This is a genomic window from Pseudomonas lurida (assembly GCF_013522705.1).
GTDB classification, from domain to species: Bacteria; Pseudomonadota; Gammaproteobacteria; order Pseudomonadales; family Pseudomonadaceae; genus Aquipseudomonas; species Aquipseudomonas quebecensis.
On sequence record NZ_JAAMRE010000025.1, the window covers coordinates 59,189 to 75,424 of the forward strand.

A 16,236-nucleotide genomic window follows, 5' to 3' on the forward strand; every position below is an offset into this window, starting at 1 on the left:
CTTGAGGCTCATCAGAACACTGATGCGTAATCGCCCAGCTCAACCTGTACCGATTTGATGCGGGTGAAGTTGTTCAGCGAGCTGATGCCGTTCTCACGACCCACGCCCGATTGCTTGTAGCCGCCCACCGGCATCTTCGCGTCGGATTCGCCCCAGGCGTTGATCCAGCAGATGCCCGCTTCCAGTTGATGAATCACGCGGTGGGCGCGGTTCAGGTCCTTGGTCACCAGGCCTGCGGCCAGGCCGAAGTCGGTGTCGTTGGCGCGGCGGATCACTTCTTCTTCGGTCTCGTAGGTGAGGATGCTCATCACCGGGCCGAAGATTTCTTCACGCACGATCACCATGTCATCGGTGCAGTCGGTGAACACGGTCGGGGCGACATAGGCGCCTTTGGCGAAATCGCCGTCGGTCAGGCGATCGCCGCCGCACAGCAGGCGCGCGCCTTGCTCTTTGCCCTTGGCGATGTAGCCCAGCACGCTTTCCATATGGGCGAAGCTGACCAGCGGGCCGAAGTTGGTGTTGTCATCCTGCGGGTCGCCAACACGGATGCGGGCTACGCGCTCGACGATCTTGGCTTCGAATGCCGCCTGCAGGTGCTTGGGCACGAACACGCGGGTGCCGTTGGTGCAGACCTGGCCGGAGCTGTAGAAGTTGGCCATCATCGCGATGTCGGCGGCGCGATCCAGGTCGGCATCGTCGAACACGATCAGCGGCGACTTGCCGCCCAGTTCCATGGTCACTTCCTTGAGCGACGAGCTCGACGCGCTGGCCATGACTTTCTTGCCGGTGTCGGTGCCGCCGGTGAACGAGACTTTCTCGATCCGCGGGTGCTCGGTCAGCCAGGTGCCGACTTCACGGCCGCTGCCGGTCAGTACGTTGAACACACCCGCTGGAACGCCGGCTTCGGTGTAGATCTCGGCCAGTTTCAGGGTGGTCAGGGAGGTGACTTCGCTCGGCTTGAAGATCATCGCGTTGCCGGCGGCCAGGGCCGGGGCGGATTTCCACAGGGCGATCTGAATCGGGTAGTTCCACGCGCCGATACCGGCGACCACGCCCAGTGGCTCGCGGCGGGTGTAGACGAACGAGGTGTCGCGCAGCGGGATCTGCTCGCCTTCGATGGCCGGCACCAGGCCAGCGTAGTACTCCAGCACGTCGGCGCCGGTGACGATGTCGACGTACTTGGTTTCGGAGAAGGCTTTACCGGTGTCCAGGGTTTCCAGTGCGGCCAGTTCATCGTTGCGCTCGCGCAGGATGTCGACGGCACGGCGCAGGATGCGCGAACGCTCCATGGCGGTCATGGCGGCCCAGATTTTCTGGCCTTTTTCAGCGCTGACCACGGCACGTTCAACGTCCTCGAACGTTGCACGTTGCACTTGGGCGAGAACTTCACCGTTAGCCGGGTTGATGGCTTCGAAGGTGGCATCGCTGCCAGCGTCGCTGTAGCCGCCGTCAATGTAGAGTTTTTGCAGGTCGAAACGGGCCATAAAGTCCTCGCAAGTGCATAAGTGGTTGGCGTTACCTGCCGACAGCGGGCCATGAGGGTGTGGCATCACTGCGTGGCAGACGTTCAGGGGTTGAGCATTTATAAGGGCTCTAACTCACCTGCTTGGCCAATTGGAAATCCATGTATTCGTAAGCGATGCGTTGCGCCTGCTCCGTGTCGAAAGCGTCTCCCGACAGGGCGCCGCGCAACCACAAACCGTCGATCAATGCCGCCAGGCCGCGGGCCGCGCTGCGTGCTTGCGGCAGCGGCAGCGCCCGGCGGAACTGGCAGCACAGGTTGGAATACAGACGTTGATCGTTGATCCGCTGCAACCTGTGCAATGACGGGTGGTGCATGCTGGCGGCCCAGAAGGCCAGCCAGGTTTTCATTGCCGGGCCATTGACCTGGCTGGCGTCGAAGTTGCCCGCGACGATCACCTGAAGGTGTGCCCGTGGGCTGTCATCCTCCAACGCAAGCCTGCGCTCGTGGACGTTCTCGATCAGCACGTTCATCAGGTAGCGCATCGTCGCGGCGATCAGGCCGTTCTTGTCCTGAAAGTAGTGACTGATGATGCCGTTCGAGACACCGGCCAGGCGGGCGATCAGCGCAATGCTGGCGTCTGCCATCCCCACTTGATCAATGGCCGTCAACGTGGCTTCGATCAACTGTTGACGGCGTATGGGTTGCATACCGACCTTGGGCATGTAGCACGTCTCCTTAGGCCTGCCGACGGGCGATCACGTCCATCGGCTTGAAGGCCAGTCTATTTTGTTTTGATTGAACGTTCAATCAACAAAGAATAAGCTCTGCGACAAATCGTCGCTGCTGGCAGGTTTTCAGCCCGTTCAGCCAGCGACATCCGACACCTGGAACATCCCTGCAAGGGCCCGCTCAAGGGCCTGCCGCGGTTTTGGCGCAGCGGGGATTTTCGGGGTGTCTTTATAACACCCGTCCGTCGACTGCCGAAAAATCGATGTCCCGGGATAACCGTTGCCTTGTGTTTCTCTTTCGCACTGCCCGGAGCATCTGCGCCATGAGTTCTGCCTCTCTAATAAAGACCCCGCCGGAAAAGGTCCGGGTCAACGGTTGGGTGTTTTACACCTCTACCGCGCTGATTCTGTTGTTGACCCTTGTCCTGATCGCCGCCCCGCAGGAGGCCGGGCGCTTGCTCGGGATTGCCCAGGCCTGGCTGTCCAAAAGCTTCGGCTGGTACTACATGGTGGTCATCGCCGCGTACCTGGTGTTTGTGGTCGGGCTGGCGTTTTCGTCCTACGGCAAATTGAAGCTGGGCAGCAAGGACGACACCCCGGACTTCAGCTACGGCGCCTGGGCCGGCATGTTGTTCTCCTCGGGGATCGGCATTTCGCTGCTGTACTTCGGTGCCTCGGAGCCGTTGGATCATTACTTCAACCCGCCAGAAGGCGTTGCCGGCAGCAACCTGGCCGCGCGCCAGGCGCTGCAACTGACCTTTCTGCACTGGGGCCTGCACGGCTGGGCGATCTACGCCCTGGTCGGCCTGGCCGTGGCGTATTTCGCGTATCGCCATAACCAGCCGCTGGCCCTGCGTTCGGCGCTCTACCCGCTGGTAGGCGAGCGCTGGGTGAAGGGCGCGGCCGGCCACGCGGTGGACGGTTTCGGCATGTTCGTGACGCTGCTGGGCCTGGTGACCAACCTGGGCATCGGCGCGATGCAGGTGTCGTCCGGCCTGGAGAACCTGTTCGGCATGCAGCACAGCAACACCAACCTGCTGATCGTGATCATCGTGATGAGCACCGTGGCCACCATCGCTGCGGTGTCGGGGGTGGAAAACGGCATCCGTCGCTTGTCCAACCTCAATATCGTGCTGTTCAGCGGTTTGTTGATCTTTGTGTTGTTGTTCGGCCCGACCCTGCACCTGCTCAACGGCTTCGTGCAGAACATCGGCGACTACATGAATGGCCTGGTGCTGAAAACTTTCGATTTGTACGTGTACGAAGGCGACGGCGCCAAGACCGAACGCTGGATGGGCCTGTGGACGCTGTTCTACTGGGCCTGGTGGATTTCCTGGGCGCCATTCGTGGGCATGTTCATCGCGCGGATTTCCCGTGGCCGTACGGTGCGTGAACTGGTGGCGGGCGTGCTGCTGATCCCGCTGGGCTTTACCCTGGCGTGGCTGTCGATCTTCGGCAACTCGGCACTGGATCTGGTGCTTAACCAGGGCGCGGTGGAGCTGGGTAAGACCGCGCTGGAACAGCCGTCCATGGCGATCTACCAGTTGCTGGAGCATTACCCCGCGTCGAAAGTCGTGATCGGTGTGTCGATCTTTGTGGGCTTTGTGCTGTTCCTGACTCCGGCGGATTCCGGCGCGGTGATGATGGCCAATCTGTCGTGCAAGGGCGGCAACGTTGATGAGGATGCGCCGCACTGGCTGCGGATCTTCTGGTCGGCAGTGATTACCCTGGTGACCATCGGCCTGCTGTTCGCCGGCAACTTCGAAGCCATGCAGACCATGGTGGTGCTGGCGGGGCTGCCGTTCTCGGTGGTGCTGGTTTTCTTCATGTTCGGTTTGCACAAGGCCATGCGCCAGGATGCGGCGATCGAACAGGAGCAGGCGCAACTGGCCGAACGCGGGCGTCGTGGGTTCAGCGAGCGTTTGACCGCGCTGGACCTGCAACCGAGCCAGGGCACGGTGCAGCGCTTTATGGACAAGCACGTTACGCCGGCGCTGGAAGAGGCTGCCGTCGCGTTGCGTGAGCAAGGGCTGCAAGTGCAGACGCTGCTGGGTAAATCCAAGCGTTGCATTGGCGTGCGTATCGAGATGGAAGAGGGCAACCCGTTCGTCTATGAGGTGAGCCTGGATGCTTACTCGTCGGCGCCGAGCGATGTGCCCGAAGAAGAGCGCACGCGTTATTACCGCGCCGAGGTGTACCTGCACAATGGGCCTCAGGAATACGACCTGATGGGCTTCACCTCGGAGCAGATCACTCGGGATGTGCTCGATCAGTTTGAAAGCCATCGGCAGCTCCTTGGCCGTGTCTATAGCTGATGTGTTGAAAGCCCGGTGGTGTCACTGACCCCACTGGGCAAAAAATGTGGGAGGGGGCTTGCCCCCTCCCACAGTTGTTTTGCAGTGTGTGTTAGCCCAGATTTTTGCCCAGCAGGGCATGGTAGAGCTCACTGTCGCCGAGGATCCCCACCACCTTGTTGTTGTCATGCAACACCAGCTTGTTCCCCGTCTGGTAACGAATCTGCAACGCATCGCGCATGCCGATATTGGAGTCCACCAAGGTCGGTACGCGGCCCAAACCTTCCACTGCTTGCCCTGGCGCCCAGTTCTGCAGGTTCATCACCACGCCATTCTGGCGCGCGCCCTGGATGGTGTTGCCTTCGGCCAGGTCCAGCCACGAATCGCCGCCCGGGTCCAGGCAGACCGAGCCATTGACCCGTGTGCAGTTATCCAGGGTACGCATCAGGCTGCGGCCGCACAGTACGTTCAGCGGGTTGGTGTGGGCCACGAACGTACGCACGTAGTCGTCCGCCGGGTTCAGCACGATCTCTTCCGGCACGCTGTACTGGATGATCTTGCCGTCCTTCATGATCGCGATACGGCTGCCCAGTTTGAGCGCTTCGTCCAGGTCATGGCTGACAAACACGATGGTCTTGCTCAGCTTGCGTTGCAGTTCCAGCAGCTCGTCCTGCAGGCCTTGGCGGATCAGCGGGTCGAGGGCGGAGAAGGGTTCGTCCATCAGCAGGATGTCGGCGTCCATCGCCAGCGCGCGGGCCAGGCCGACGCGTTGCTGCATGCCGCCGGACAGCTCGTCCGGCTTTTTATTGCGCCACTGGGACAGGCCCACCAGCTCAAGTTTCTCGTCTACCAGCGTGCGCCGTTCTTTCTCCGGGCGGCCCTGCATTTCCAGGCCGAAGCTGATGTTCTCGCGCACCGTCAGCCAAGGCATCAGGGCAAACTTCTGGAACACCATGGCGATGCGCTTGGTGCGCATCATTTTCAGCTCCGCGTCGGTGCAGGAAGCAATGTCGATCTGGCGACCTTCATGCTCCACGAACAGCTGGCCACGGCTGACGGTGTTGAGGCCGTTGATACAGCGCAGCAGGCTCGACTTGCCGGAGCCCGACAGGCCCATCAGCACGCAGATTTCGCCTTTCTCGATGTCCAGGCTGGCTTTTTCGACGCCGACGATCTGGCCGATCTTTTTCAGGATTTCGTTACGGCTCATGCCCTGGTCCAGCAGCTTGAGCGCTTCGCGTGGGTCTTTGGAGAAGATCACGTCGACTTTGTCGAATCGGATAATGCTCATGCATCACCCCCTACTTTGGCATCGGGTTGTTTGCAGATGCGGTCGAGCATGATGGCCAGCAAGACGATTGCCAGGCCCGCTTCAAAGCCCAGGGCGATGTCGGCGGTGTTGAGTGCGTTGACCACCGGTTTACCGAGGCCGTCGGCACCCACCAGGGCCGCGATCACCACCATCGACAACGACAGCATGATGCATTGGGTAATGCCGGCGGCAATGCTCGGCATGGCGTGGGGCAGTTCAATGCGCGAGAGCAACTGACGGCGCGAGCAGCCAAAGGCCTTGCCGGCGTCCATCAACTCTTGCGGTACATCGCGGATACCCAGGTAAGTCAGACGGATCGGCGCGGCAATCGCGAACACCACCGTGGAAATCAGCCCGGGCACCACACCCAGCCCGAAGAGGGTCAGGGTAGGGATGAGGTAGACGAAGGTCGGTACGGTCTGCATCAGATCGAGTACCGGCCGCATCATGGTGTAGAACAGTGGCTTGTGCGCGGCAACAATGCCCAGCGGCACGCCGATGACCACGCAGACCAGGGTGGCGAACAGCACCTGTGCGAGGGTCTCCATGGTTTCCTGCCAGTACCCCAGGTTGAGGATCAGCAGGAAGGAGGCGATGACAAAAACAGTCAGGCCCCATTTACGTTGAATAAAGTGAGCCAGCAGCGCAATCAGACCGATCAATGCCAGCGGATTGAACCAGGTCAGCGCAAACGTCACGCCGTGGATCATCGTTTCCAGTGTCGATGCGATTGCGTCGAAGTAGTTGGCGCCGTGTTGGGTCAACCATTCGACGAAGGCAGCGATGTACTGGCCTAGTGGGATTTTCTGTTCAGTCAGCATGGTAGTGAATGTCCACATGCGAAGGGGAAAACATCCCGGGGCAGCGCACCGCCCCGGGGTCAGCGGGTGTTATTTGGCGAGGTAAGCTTTGACGGCCTCAAGGCCGGGTTTGCCGTCGACGGTGTTGACGCCGGCGAGCCAGGTGTCGAGCACTTGCGGGTTCTTCTGCAGCCAGGCCTTGGCGGCGGCGTCGGGCTTCATTTTGTCGTCCAGGACGTTGCCCATCAGCGTGCTTTCCATGTTCAGGGTGAACACCAGGTTTTTCAGCAACTGACCGACATTGCTGCATTCCTGGGTGTAGCCCTTGCGCACGTTGGTGTAGATGGTTGCCTGGCCGTAGTTGGGGCCGAACGAGTCGTCGCCACCGGTCAGGTACTTCATCTTGAAGCGGGTGTTCATCGGGTGCGGTTCCCAGCCGAGGAACACGATGGCCTGGTCGCGCTTGGCGGCGCGGTCCACTTGGGACAGCATGCCGGCTTCGCTGGACTCGACCACCTTGAAACCTGCGTCTTTCAAGCCGAACGCGTTCTTGTCGATCAAGGTCTGGATGGTGCGGTTGCCATCGTTACCCGGCTCGATGCCGTAGATCTTGCTGTCCAGTTGGTCCTTGAACTTGGCAATATCGGCAAAGTCCTTAAGGCCCTTGTCGTACAGCGCCTCGGGCACCGCCAGGGTGTACTTGGCGTTTTCCAGGTTGGCGCGCACGGTTTCCACGGTGCCGGCATCACGGTACGGCTTGATGTCGTTTTCCATGGTCGGCATCCAGTTGCCGAGGAACACGTCCATGTTCTTGCCGTCGGCCAGGGACTTGTAGGTCACCGGTACGGAAATCATCGTGGTTTTGGTTTTGTAGCCGAGGGCCTTGAGGATTTCGCTGGTGGTCGCGGTGGTGACGGTGATGTCGGTCCAGCCGACATCGGAGAAGTTGACGGTCTTGCACTGTTCCGGTTCTGCCGCGTGCGCCAGGACTGGCAGACTCAGCATGGCGGCCAACAACAACGAGGGTGAAGCTTTCATGAGGCTAGACTCCTGTGTTTTTTCTGGCGGCATGTGCCGCGCTTTATCAGTGTTGCGGTTGGAGCGTGCGACGACAGCTCTGGCACGGTGCCTTGCAAACGAGTCGGAACTGATCATGTACCAGTGAAAATCAGACGCCTACAGGGGGCGTCGTATCCAGTACAGGGAGGGTCGTATCCAGTGTCGGTGACGTCGTTTACAGGTTTTTCCCAAGGCAAAACCGTGGATTTTGCCCATCTGCACCGCTAAAAACGGCCAAAACAGGCGATCGCGCGCGGGCGACGCTGGTGAGCATGGTTACGTCGGTGTGAGACGCCGTGGCAGCGAATAAAACCTTGATGATGCCGCCATCTGGGCGAACTGAGCGTAGCAGCTTGTTCATGCCTGGCCTGTGCTCAATGAGGAGTTTCACGGCAATGGCTATCAGCGTTTTCGACCTGTTCAAGATCGGCATCGGACCGTCCAGTTCCCACACCGTCGGGCCTATGCGCGCCGCGGCGTTGTTCGTCCAGGCACTGCGTGAACGTGAACGGTTGGAACAGGTGCGGCGCATCGAAGTTCAGCTCTACGGCTCGCTGTCGGCCACCGGCATCGGCCATGGCAGCGACACCGCCACCATCATGGGCTTGATGGGCGAATGGCCGGACGCGATCGATCCGTCGCAGATCGCCGGTCGCATCAGCACCCTGCGCGAAACCGACACACTGCTGCTCGATGGGCGCCTGCCGGTGCCATTCGTATGGGCGCGGGACATGCGCCTGCTCGACGAAAACCTGCCGTTCCATCCCAACGCCATGACCCTGGTGGCGTATGACGAACACGGCGAATTGCACCGTGATACCTATTATTCGGTCGGTGGCGGTTTCGTCGTGGATCAAGCCCAGGCGCGCAGCGGTGTGGCGGATATGGACCGCACCGAGTTGCCCTATGATTTTTCCAGCGCGGTGGAGCTGTTGCAGCTGTGCAAGACCCACCACTTGCGTGTCGCCGAACTGATGATGGCCAATGAAAAAGTGTGGCGTTCCGAAGAAGAAATCCGCAGCGGCCTGATGAAGCTCTGGCGTGCCATGCAGGACTGTGTGGAGCAGGGGCTCAAGCATGAAGGTATCCTGCCCGGCGGCCTCAATGTGCGCCGCCGCGCCGCCAAGTTGCACCGCAGCCTGCAGGAGTTGAACAAGCCCAATGTGATCGGCTCGACCTTGAGCGCCATGGAGTGGGTCAACCTGTTCGCCCTGGCCGTAAACGAAGAAAACGCCGCCGGCGGGCGGATGGTCACCGCGCCCACCAACGGCGCGGCGGGGATCATTCCGGCCGTGCTGCATTACTTCATGAAGTTCAGTGAAGAAGTCACCGAAGCCAACGTGGTCGACTACCTGCTCGGCGCCGCAGCGGTAGGCATTCTGTGCAAGAAAAACGCCTCCATCTCAGGTGCCGAGGTGGGTTGCCAGGGCGAGGTGGGTTCCGCCTGCGCAATGGCCGCCGCCGGGCTCGCGGAGATCCTCGGCGCGACGCCGGAGCAACTGTGCAACGCCGCCGAAATCGGCCTGGAGCATAACCTCGGCCTGACCTGCGACCCAGTGGGCGGGTTGGTGCAGGTGCCGTGCATCGAGCGCAATGCGATTGCAGCGGTCAAGGCGATCAACGCCGCGCAAATGGCCCTGCGCGGCGACGGCCAGCACTTCATCTCTCTGGACCGGGTGATCCGCACCATGCGCGATACCGGGGCGGATATGCATGACAAGTACAAAGAAACCTCGCGGGGTGGGTTGGCGGTCAGCGCGGTCGAGTGTTGAGACCGAGTCGCCTGCATCGGGGGCAAGCCCCCTCCCACATTTGATTTGTGAACACAGTCAAAGGTTGGAGGGGGCTTACCCCCGATAGCGGCAGTTCAAACAATACTGCTCAAAAAGTGAACACCAGCATCCCCGCGCGCCACCTTTTAGCGCGTCGCAAACAGATAAGTAGCTCGCGAACGATTTCCCCTCCGACCACCTGTCCCCTGTGCGTGCGGTGACAGAGTTTTCCTACGTGCTGAAAGCGCCTTCCCACAAGTGCTACCGATCTGCTCACACCCCTTGAGGGTAGCCGCTCCTACGTCCTTTTCCGGGCATATTCCGTACTTCACGCAAGGGCTACATAGACGCGTCAACAGGTCGTTTTCAGGAGTTATTGAATAGCCATTCAAATTTAGGCACGGCAATTGCTCTATCAATTCAAAGCCTCTCGCCGTGTCAGGACGAAGAGTGCAATAACAAGAGCCTCGCCTGAGGCCATCACCCGCTTTGTGTGAGGAGATACCGCGATGACGTCGTTCAACTCAGGGGCCCAACCCCAGAACCGTGCGCCTCAATCCATCGGCTTTTTGCTGTTGGACAATTTCACGCTGATTTCCCTGGCGTCCGCAGTGGAACCCCTGCGCATGGCCAACCAGCTGTCCGGCCGTGAGCTGTACCGCTGGACCACACTGAGCGTCGACGGCAACCAGGTCTGGGCCAGCGACGGCCTGCAGATCACTCCCGACGCCGCCATGCATAAGGCCCCGGCCCTGGACACGGTGATCGTGTGCGGCGGCGTGGGCATCCAGCGCACCGTCACCCGTGAGCACGTGTCGTGGCTGCAAAGCCAGGCACGCCAATCCCGTCGCCTCGGCGCGGTGTGCACCGGCAGCTGGGCGTTGGCCTGTGCCGGCCTGCTGGATGGTTTCGATTGCAGCGTGCACTGGGAATGCCTGGCCTCGATGCAGGAAGCCTTCCCCCGTGTGTCCATGAGCACACGCCTGTTCACCCTCGACCGCAACCGCTTCACCAGTTCCGGCGGCACTGCGCCGTTGGACATGATGCTGCACCTGATCAGCCGCGATCACGGCCGTGAACTGTCGGCGGCGATCTCCGAGATGTTCGTGTACGAACGCATCCGCAACGAACAGGATCACCAGCGCGTGCCGCTCAAGCACATGCTCGGCACCAACCAGCCGAAATTGCAGGAAATCGTCGCGCTGATGGAAGCCAACCTGGAAGAACCCATCGACCTGGACGAACTGGCGGTCTACGTCGCCGTATCCCGGCGTCAACTGGAGCGGCTGTTCCAGAAATACCTGCACTGTTCGCCGTCGCGTTACTACCTCAAATTGCGCCTGATCCGTGCGCGGCAGTTGCTCAAGCAAACGCCAATGTCGATCATCGAAGTCGCCTCGGTGTGCGGGTTCGTCTCCACGCCGCACTTCTCCAAGTGCTACCGCGAATACTTCGGCATCCCGCCACGGGATGAGCGTGTAGGTTCCAACACCACCCAGCAGGTGGCGATGATGCCGATTCCGCAGGCGCTGGTGCTTTCACCGTTGTCGGGGCCGATGTCGGCGTTGAGCCAGGCGCGTAATGAGTCGACGTTTGCCAGTGTAAGGCTCTGAACCCAGGCGTCTGTATCGGGGGCAAGCCCCCTCCCACATTTGATTTGTGAACACAGGCAAAGGTGGGAGGGGGCTTGCCCCCGATAGCCATCTGTCAGGCCCCGGAGTTCTGCTTGAACTGCATCAACGCCGGCAACAACTGCTTGTCGATGGCCTGACGCACCGCCGGCAAAATCGTCGCGCTGCCGCTGTACATCCGCTCGACCATGCCTTTAAGCGCCTTGGCCCGTGCTTCGCTCAAGCCGCGCACCGCGCACTCACACGCCTGTTCGGCGCTGGCGCCGCTGGATACCTCGAAACCCAGCGAGCGCAATTGGCTCAGCAGGTCATCCTGGTCAATCAAATCCGCGTGCATCATGACGTTTATCCTGGTTAGGGGAGCGGGGATCTGCCTGGATTCTGGTAGCCCCCGACCGCATCGGCAAGGGCGCGCCGCGCGGATGCCTCAGATGGCTATGAGCAGGTCGTTTTCGGGCCATTTGCCGATCGCACTAACCGGCACACTGGCCTCAGCAAGCAGCTTGAAGGTTTGGTCACCCTCGATATGCATCGCTCTCACAAGGCCCTCTGCCCCGATCCCGTCACGGCTGGATCGGGGCTTTTTTTGGCCTATTTCCTGGGCGGCAAACCGATGACACGGCCGAGCAGGGCCGGGCGCGGCAGGTCGGCCTGCTCGGTGCATAGGGCCGCGATTTTTTCCAGTGTCGCCTGGGCGAACGGCGCCGAGTGCGGCCCGGCCAGGTCGACATGCAAGAGCATCTGTTCGTTGCCGGCCAGTTCCTGCCCATCCCCGACCCGATGCAAGCTGTGATACAGGTGCAGGCGCTTGGCGTCATGGGCGATCAGTTGCGTATGCACTTCAACCTCGGCACCGAGTGTCACTTCGTGCAGGTAGTTCAAGTGCAGCTCCAGGGTGAACAGAGAATGGCCGCTGGCTTCGCGGTTTTCACTGTCCAGGCCGAGGGTGTCCATCAGTGCGTCGGTGGCGTAGCTGAAGATCAGCAGATAGAACGCGTCGCGCAGGTGGCCGTTGTAGTCCACCCAGTCGGGCTGGATCTGTGTGGTGTAGGTCGTGAGTGCGGGCATTGTCTGCATTCCATTATTCGGCGAAGGTCATGCCGTGCCTGGCCTTGGTGGTTTTCACCGCTTCTAGCACCGCCAGCAGGCAATCATCACGATAGCGCTCCAGGGCCGCAATGCTGTGGGTACCCAGTTGAGCGCTGGTGCCATCGACCACGTCGTCGATAAGCTTGTCCGTCAGTTCCGGCGCCGGCAGGTAGGTCCACGGCAACTGCAGCGCCGGGCCGAACTGGGCCATGAAGTGGCGCATGCCCGCATCGCCGCCCGCCAGGGTATAGGTGAGGAAAGTGCCCATGAACGACCAGCGCAGGCCAGCGCCAAAACGGATCGCGTCGTCGATTTCGCCGGTGGTCGCCACGCCGTCGTTCACCAGGTGCAATGCCTCGCGCCACAACGCTTCAAGCAAACGGTCGGCGATAAACCCAGGGACTTCCTTGCGCACATGCAAGGGGCGCATGCCCAGGGATTCATACACCGTGATCGCCGCCTGCACCGCCTCGGGCGCCGTGTGTCTGCCGCCGACCACTTCCACCAGCGGCAGCAGGTAAACCGGGTTGAACGGGTGGCCGACCACGCAGCGTTCCGGGTGGATCGAGCCCTCGTAGAACTCACTCGGCAACAGCCCCGAGGTGCTCGAACCAATCAGTGCATCGGGTTTGGCCGCCGCGCTGATCTGGCGGTGCAGTTGCAGTTTCAGCTCCAGGCGTTCGGGGGCGCTTTCCTGGATGAAGTCGGCGTCTTTCACGCACGCTTCGATGGTGGCGACAAAGCGCAGGCGGTCCTGGGACGCGCCGGGGGCCAGACCGCTTTTCTCCAGAGCGCCCCAGGCATTGGCGACGCGTTTGCGCAACGCGGCTTCGGCGCCGGGCGCCGGGTCCCAGGCCACCACATCCAGCCCGTGAGCCAGGGCACGGGCCACCCAACCGCTGCCGATAACACCGCTGCCGAGGGCGGCGAAGGTTTTGATCTCAGTGATAAAGCGCATGGCAAATTCCTAAAGAGTTCGATGATCGCGTGTGGCAGGGGCGGTGGGTCAGCCGCGCTGGGTGAGGCCCATCTTCACGCGCCCTTCGGCCGGGGTCATGACCCGTGCACCCAGGCGGCTGAGGATTTCGCCAGCGCGTTCGACCAGCTGGCCGTTGGTGGCGAGCACGCCTTTGTCCAGCCACAGATTGTCTTCCAGGCCGACCCGCACGTTGCCGCCCAGCAGCACCGCTTGGGCGGCCATCGGCATTTGCATGCGGCCGATGCCGAAGCCGGCCCACACCGCGTTGGCGGGCAGGTTGTCGACCATGGCCTTCATGGTGGTGGTGTCGGCCGGTGCGCCCCAGGGAATGCCCAGGCACAGCTGGAACAGCGGGTCGTCGAGCAGGCCTTCCTTGATCATCTGCTTGGCGAACCACAGGTGGCCGGTGTCGAAGATCTCCAGCTCGGCCTTCACGCCCAGTTCCTGGATACGTTTGGCGCCGGCGCGCAGCTGTGCCGGCGTGGACACGTAAATCGTGTCGCCATCGCCGAAGTTCAGGGTGCCGCAGTCCAGGGTGCAGATTTCCGGCAACAACTCTTCGACATGGGCCAGACGCGTCAGCGGCCCGACCAGGTCGGTGTTGGGGCCGAATTCCATCGGGTTTTCGCCGCCGCCGATCTCCAGGTCGCCGCCCATGCCGGCGGTGAGGTTGACGATAATATCGATGTCGGCCTCGCGGATGCGCTCCATCACTTCGCGGTACAGCGCCACGTCGCGGCTGAATTTGCCGGTCTGCGGGTCACGCACATGGCAATGCACCACGGTGGCGCCGGCTTTGGCCGCTTCAACCGCCGCCGCGGCGATCTGTTTGGGGGTGACCGGCACGTGGGGGCTTCTGCTGGTCGTGTCGCCAGCACCGGTGAGTGCGCAGGTGATGATGACGTCGTGGTTCATGGGGCAGGTTCCTTACAGGCGTGGTGATGCCGTTCGCGGTCGTCAGTGACCGCGAAACGGTGATTCGAAAAAAGTTATTTGCTGGTCAATTGCAGGTTGGCCGCCGCTGGTTTGCCATCGAAGGTGGTCACACCTTCCAGCCAACGCGCCTGGTCTTGCGGGTGATCCTTGAGCCACTGCCGGGCGGACGTGAGGGCGTCCTTGTGATCCAGCAACGGCTGCATCATCCGGCTCTCGTCGGCGGCGGTGAAGGTCAGCTTAGTCAACAGTTTGTGCACGTTGGGGCATTGTTCGGCGTAGTTGGGCGACGTGACCGTCCACACGGTGGCCATGCCTTCGTTCGGGCCCAGGGCGTCGTCGCTGCCGGTGAGGTAGGTCATGGCAACGTTGACGTTCATTGGGTGCGGCGCCCAGCCGAAGAACACCACGGCTTCCTTGCGGCGCACGGCGCGGTCGACGGCGGCGAGCATGCCGGCCTCGCTGGATTCCACCAGCTGGAACTTGCCCAGGCCGAACTGGTTCTTGGCGATCATCGCCTTGATCTGCGTATTGGCGCCCGAACCGGGCTCGATGCCGTAGATCTTGCCGCCCAGTTCCTTCTCGAACCTGGCGATGTCGGCGAAGCTCTTCAAGCCTTTGTCGGCCAGGTAGGTCGGCACGGCGAGGGTGGCGCGGGCGTCTTGCAGGCTGGGTTTGTCGAGCACCTTGACCTGCTTGGCGTCGACGAATGGGGTGATGGTCTGGGTCATCAACGGGTTCCAGTAACCGAGGAACAGGTCCAGGCGCTGGTCACGGATGCCGGCGAAGATAATTTGCTGGGAGGCGCTGGTTTGCTTGGTGGTGTAGCCGAGGCCATCGAGCAGCACTTGGGTCATGGCGCTGGTGGCGATCACATCGGTCCAGTTCACCACGCCCATGCGCACGTTCTTGCAGGAGGCGGCATCGGCCGCGAGAACGCTGGTGCTCAAGATGGCGCTGGCGCTGAGTGCGAACACGCAGCGGCGAATCAGTCGGTTCATGGTGGAGCCCTCGGCAGGTCGTTATTGTGGTTGCCGGTGTCTTTGTGCACCGTGACGCCACGTTACGCAGCTTGTGAGGCGACAAAACGCACGGCGGCGACCGACTCTTGCACTGCAGCGACGTGCCCCCTTGAAACCACCCTTGAACGGGAGTATCACAATGCCACGCTGGCCGTCCGATGAGAGCGCCACCATGTCCCAGGATGTCTACTTTTTGCTGATGCCGGGTTTCTCGGCGATGGGCTTTATCTCGGCCCTTGAGCCGCTGCGGGTGGCCAACCGTTTTCGCGGTGAGCTGTACCGCTGGCATGTACTGAGCGCCGACGGCGGCGCGGTGCTGGCGAGCAACGGCATGTCAGTCAACGCCGACGCCGCGTTGGAACCGCTGAAAAAGGGCACCACGCTGCTGGTGGTCGCCGGTTTCGAGCCTCTGCAGTTCGCTACGCCCGCACTGGAACAGTGGCTGCGCCGTCTCGATCACGATGGCGTGACGCTGGGCGGTATCGACACCGGTGCCTGTGTGTTGGCCCAAGCCGGTCTGCTCGACGGCCATCGCGTGACCCTGCACTGGGAAGCCATCGACGCCTTCAAAGAGTCCTATCCGCACCTGGCGGTGACCCAGGAGCTGTTCGAAATCGACCGCCGCCGCATCACCTGCGCCGGTGGCACCGCTTCCATCGACTTGATGCTCGACCTGATCGCCCAGGCCCACGGCGCCGACCTGGCGATTCAGGTGTCCGAGCAGTTCGTGCTGGGCCGCATTCGCCCACGCAAAGACCATCAGCGCATGCAGATCGCCACGCGCTACGGCATCAACAATCAGAAACTGGTGCAAGTGATCGGCGAGATGGAACAGCACACCGAACCGCCCCTGAGCACATTGGCTCTGGCCGAAGCGATCAAGGTCACGCGGCGGCAGTTGGAGCGATTGTTTCGCCTGCACCTGAACGACACGCCGAGCAACTTTTACCTGGGTTTGCGCCTGGAAAAAGCCCGGCAACTGCTGCGCCAAAGCGGTTTGAGCGTGTTGGAGGTGAGCATTGCCTGCGGGTTTGAGTCGCCGTCGTATTTCACGCGCAGTTACCGGGCGCGGTTTGCCAAATGCCCCAGGGAGGATCGGCGGCGGGAGCCGGTTTGACGGGCAATTATAGTCGATTATACTCGTGGCTATAA

At 61.6% G+C, this 16,236-nt stretch carries 14 protein-coding genes; 4 read left to right on the top strand and 10 right to left on the bottom strand.

Going from position 1 to position 16,236, the window contains the following annotated elements; all coding sequences use genetic code 11:
- Positions 1–11 precede the first annotated feature (11 nt).
- Both betB and betI read right to left on the bottom strand, forming a co-directional pair.
- Positions 12–1,484, bottom strand: coding sequence for a betaine-aldehyde dehydrogenase (gene betB / locus G7025_RS19330; RefSeq protein ID WP_181080699.1), 1,473 nt, complete (start codon positions 1,482–1,484; stop codon positions 12–14).
- 109 nt (positions 1,485–1,593) lie between these two features.
- Entirely contained in the window at positions 1,594–2,187 is a 594-nt protein-coding gene (gene betI, locus G7025_RS19335) for a transcriptional regulator BetI (RefSeq protein ID WP_181080700.1), read from the bottom strand.
- Between the two features lie 386 nt (positions 2,188–2,573).
- On the opposite strand from betI, the gene G7025_RS19340 reads away from it, so the two are divergent.
- Positions 2,574–4,508, top strand: a complete 1,935-nt coding sequence (locus G7025_RS19340) for a BCCT family transporter (protein WP_308811978.1) — start codon at positions 2,574–2,576, stop codon at positions 4,506–4,508.
- Positions 4,509–4,599: 91 nt separating this feature from the next.
- On the opposite strand, the gene choV is transcribed toward G7025_RS19340, so the two are convergent.
- The 3 genes from choV to G7025_RS19355 all read right to left on the bottom strand — a co-directional run bounded on the left by choV (position 4,600) and on the right by G7025_RS19355 (position 7,637).
- Positions 4,600–5,778 carry a choline ABC transporter ATP-binding protein gene (gene choV / locus G7025_RS19345; RefSeq protein ID WP_181080702.1) on the bottom strand — a complete coding sequence of 393 codons (1,179 nt, stop codon included), beginning with the start codon at positions 5,776–5,778 and terminating at the stop codon, positions 4,600–4,602.
- On the bottom strand, positions 5,775–6,620 hold the full coding sequence (gene choW / locus G7025_RS19350; protein ID WP_016972877.1) for a choline ABC transporter permease subunit: 846 nt from the start codon (positions 6,618–6,620) through the stop codon (positions 5,775–5,777). Before choW ends, choV begins: the two co-directional genes overlap by 4 nt.
- A gap of 69 nt (positions 6,621–6,689) precedes the next feature.
- Entirely contained in the window at positions 6,690–7,637 is a 948-nt protein-coding gene (locus G7025_RS19355) for a choline ABC transporter substrate-binding protein (protein ID WP_181080703.1), read from the bottom strand.
- Between the two features lie 416 nt (positions 7,638–8,053).
- On the opposite strand from G7025_RS19355, the gene G7025_RS19360 reads away from it, so the two are divergent.
- On the top strand, positions 8,054–9,430 hold the full coding sequence (locus G7025_RS19360; RefSeq protein WP_181080704.1) for an L-serine ammonia-lyase: 1,377 nt from the start codon (positions 8,054–8,056) through the stop codon (positions 9,428–9,430).
- Positions 9,431–9,939: 509 nt separating this feature from the next.
- Positions 9,940–11,043, top strand: coding sequence for a choline metabolism transcriptional regulator GbdR (locus tag G7025_RS19365; RefSeq protein ID WP_060753382.1), 1,104 nt, complete (start codon positions 9,940–9,942; stop codon positions 11,041–11,043).
- A gap of 94 nt (positions 11,044–11,137) precedes the next feature.
- Here G7025_RS19365 and G7025_RS19370 read toward each other — a convergent pair whose 3' ends face one another.
- From G7025_RS19370 to G7025_RS19390, 5 genes are all read right to left on the bottom strand, one after another.
- Entirely contained in the window at positions 11,138–11,401 is a 264-nt protein-coding gene (locus G7025_RS19370; RefSeq protein WP_181080705.1) for a hypothetical protein, read from the bottom strand.
- Positions 11,402–11,652: 251 nt separating this feature from the next.
- Entirely contained in the window at positions 11,653–12,129 is a 477-nt protein-coding gene (locus G7025_RS19375; RefSeq protein WP_181080706.1) for a thioesterase family protein, read from the bottom strand.
- Positions 12,130–12,142: 13 nt separating this feature from the next.
- A complete protein-coding gene (locus tag G7025_RS19380) occupies positions 12,143–13,108 on the bottom strand; it encodes an L-carnitine dehydrogenase (protein ID WP_181080707.1) in 966 nt (321 codons plus the stop codon).
- Positions 13,109–13,156: 48 nt separating this feature from the next.
- A complete protein-coding gene (locus tag G7025_RS19385; RefSeq protein WP_181080708.1) occupies positions 13,157–14,044 on the bottom strand; it encodes a BKACE family enzyme in 888 nt (295 codons plus the stop codon).
- Between the two features lie 74 nt (positions 14,045–14,118).
- A complete protein-coding gene (locus G7025_RS19390) occupies positions 14,119–15,063 on the bottom strand; it encodes a choline ABC transporter substrate-binding protein (protein ID WP_181080709.1) in 945 nt (314 codons plus the stop codon).
- Positions 15,064–15,256: 193 nt separating this feature from the next.
- On the opposite strand from G7025_RS19390, the gene G7025_RS19395 reads away from it, so the two are divergent.
- Positions 15,257–16,201: a GlxA family transcriptional regulator gene (locus tag G7025_RS19395; RefSeq protein ID WP_034115322.1), complete on the top strand. Its 945-nt coding sequence runs from the start codon at positions 15,257–15,259 to the stop codon at positions 16,199–16,201.
- The last annotated feature ends 35 nt before the right edge of the window (positions 16,202–16,236 follow it).

What these genes read in the sequence shown, in the direction of transcription:
- betB (WP_181080699.1), bottom strand. Translation starts at nt 1,484, where the DNA reads ATGGCCCGTTTCGACCTGCAAAAACTCTACATTGACGGCGGCTACAGC.
- betI (WP_181080700.1), bottom strand. Translation starts at nt 2,187, where the DNA reads ATGCCCAAGGTCGGTATGCAACCCATACGCCGTCAACAGTTGATCGAA.
- choV (WP_181080702.1), bottom strand. Translation starts at nt 5,778, where the DNA reads ATGAGCATTATCCGATTCGACAAAGTCGACGTGATCTTCTCCAAAGAC.
- choW (WP_016972877.1), bottom strand. Translation starts at nt 6,620, where the DNA reads ATGCTGACTGAACAGAAAATCCCACTAGGCCAGTACATCGCTGCCTTC.
- G7025_RS19355 (WP_181080703.1), bottom strand. Translation starts at nt 7,637, where the DNA reads ATGAAAGCTTCACCCTCGTTGTTGTTGGCCGCCATGCTGAGTCTGCCA.
- G7025_RS19360 (WP_181080704.1), top strand. Translation starts at nt 8,054, where the DNA reads ATGGCTATCAGCGTTTTCGACCTGTTCAAGATCGGCATCGGACCGTCC.
- G7025_RS19365 (WP_060753382.1), top strand. Translation starts at nt 9,940, where the DNA reads ATGACGTCGTTCAACTCAGGGGCCCAACCCCAGAACCGTGCGCCTCAA.
- G7025_RS19370 (WP_181080705.1), bottom strand. Translation starts at nt 11,401, where the DNA reads ATGATGCACGCGGATTTGATTGACCAGGATGACCTGCTGAGCCAATTG.
- G7025_RS19375 (WP_181080706.1), bottom strand. Translation starts at nt 12,129, where the DNA reads ATGCCCGCACTCACGACCTACACCACACAGATCCAGCCCGACTGGGTG.
- G7025_RS19380 (WP_181080707.1), bottom strand. Translation starts at nt 13,108, where the DNA reads ATGCGCTTTATCACTGAGATCAAAACCTTCGCCGCCCTCGGCAGCGGT.
- G7025_RS19385 (WP_181080708.1), bottom strand. Translation starts at nt 14,044, where the DNA reads ATGAACCACGACGTCATCATCACCTGCGCACTCACCGGTGCTGGCGAC.
- G7025_RS19390 (WP_181080709.1), bottom strand. Translation starts at nt 15,063, where the DNA reads ATGAACCGACTGATTCGCCGCTGCGTGTTCGCACTCAGCGCCAGCGCC.
- G7025_RS19395 (WP_034115322.1), top strand. Translation starts at nt 15,257, where the DNA reads ATGTCCCAGGATGTCTACTTTTTGCTGATGCCGGGTTTCTCGGCGATG.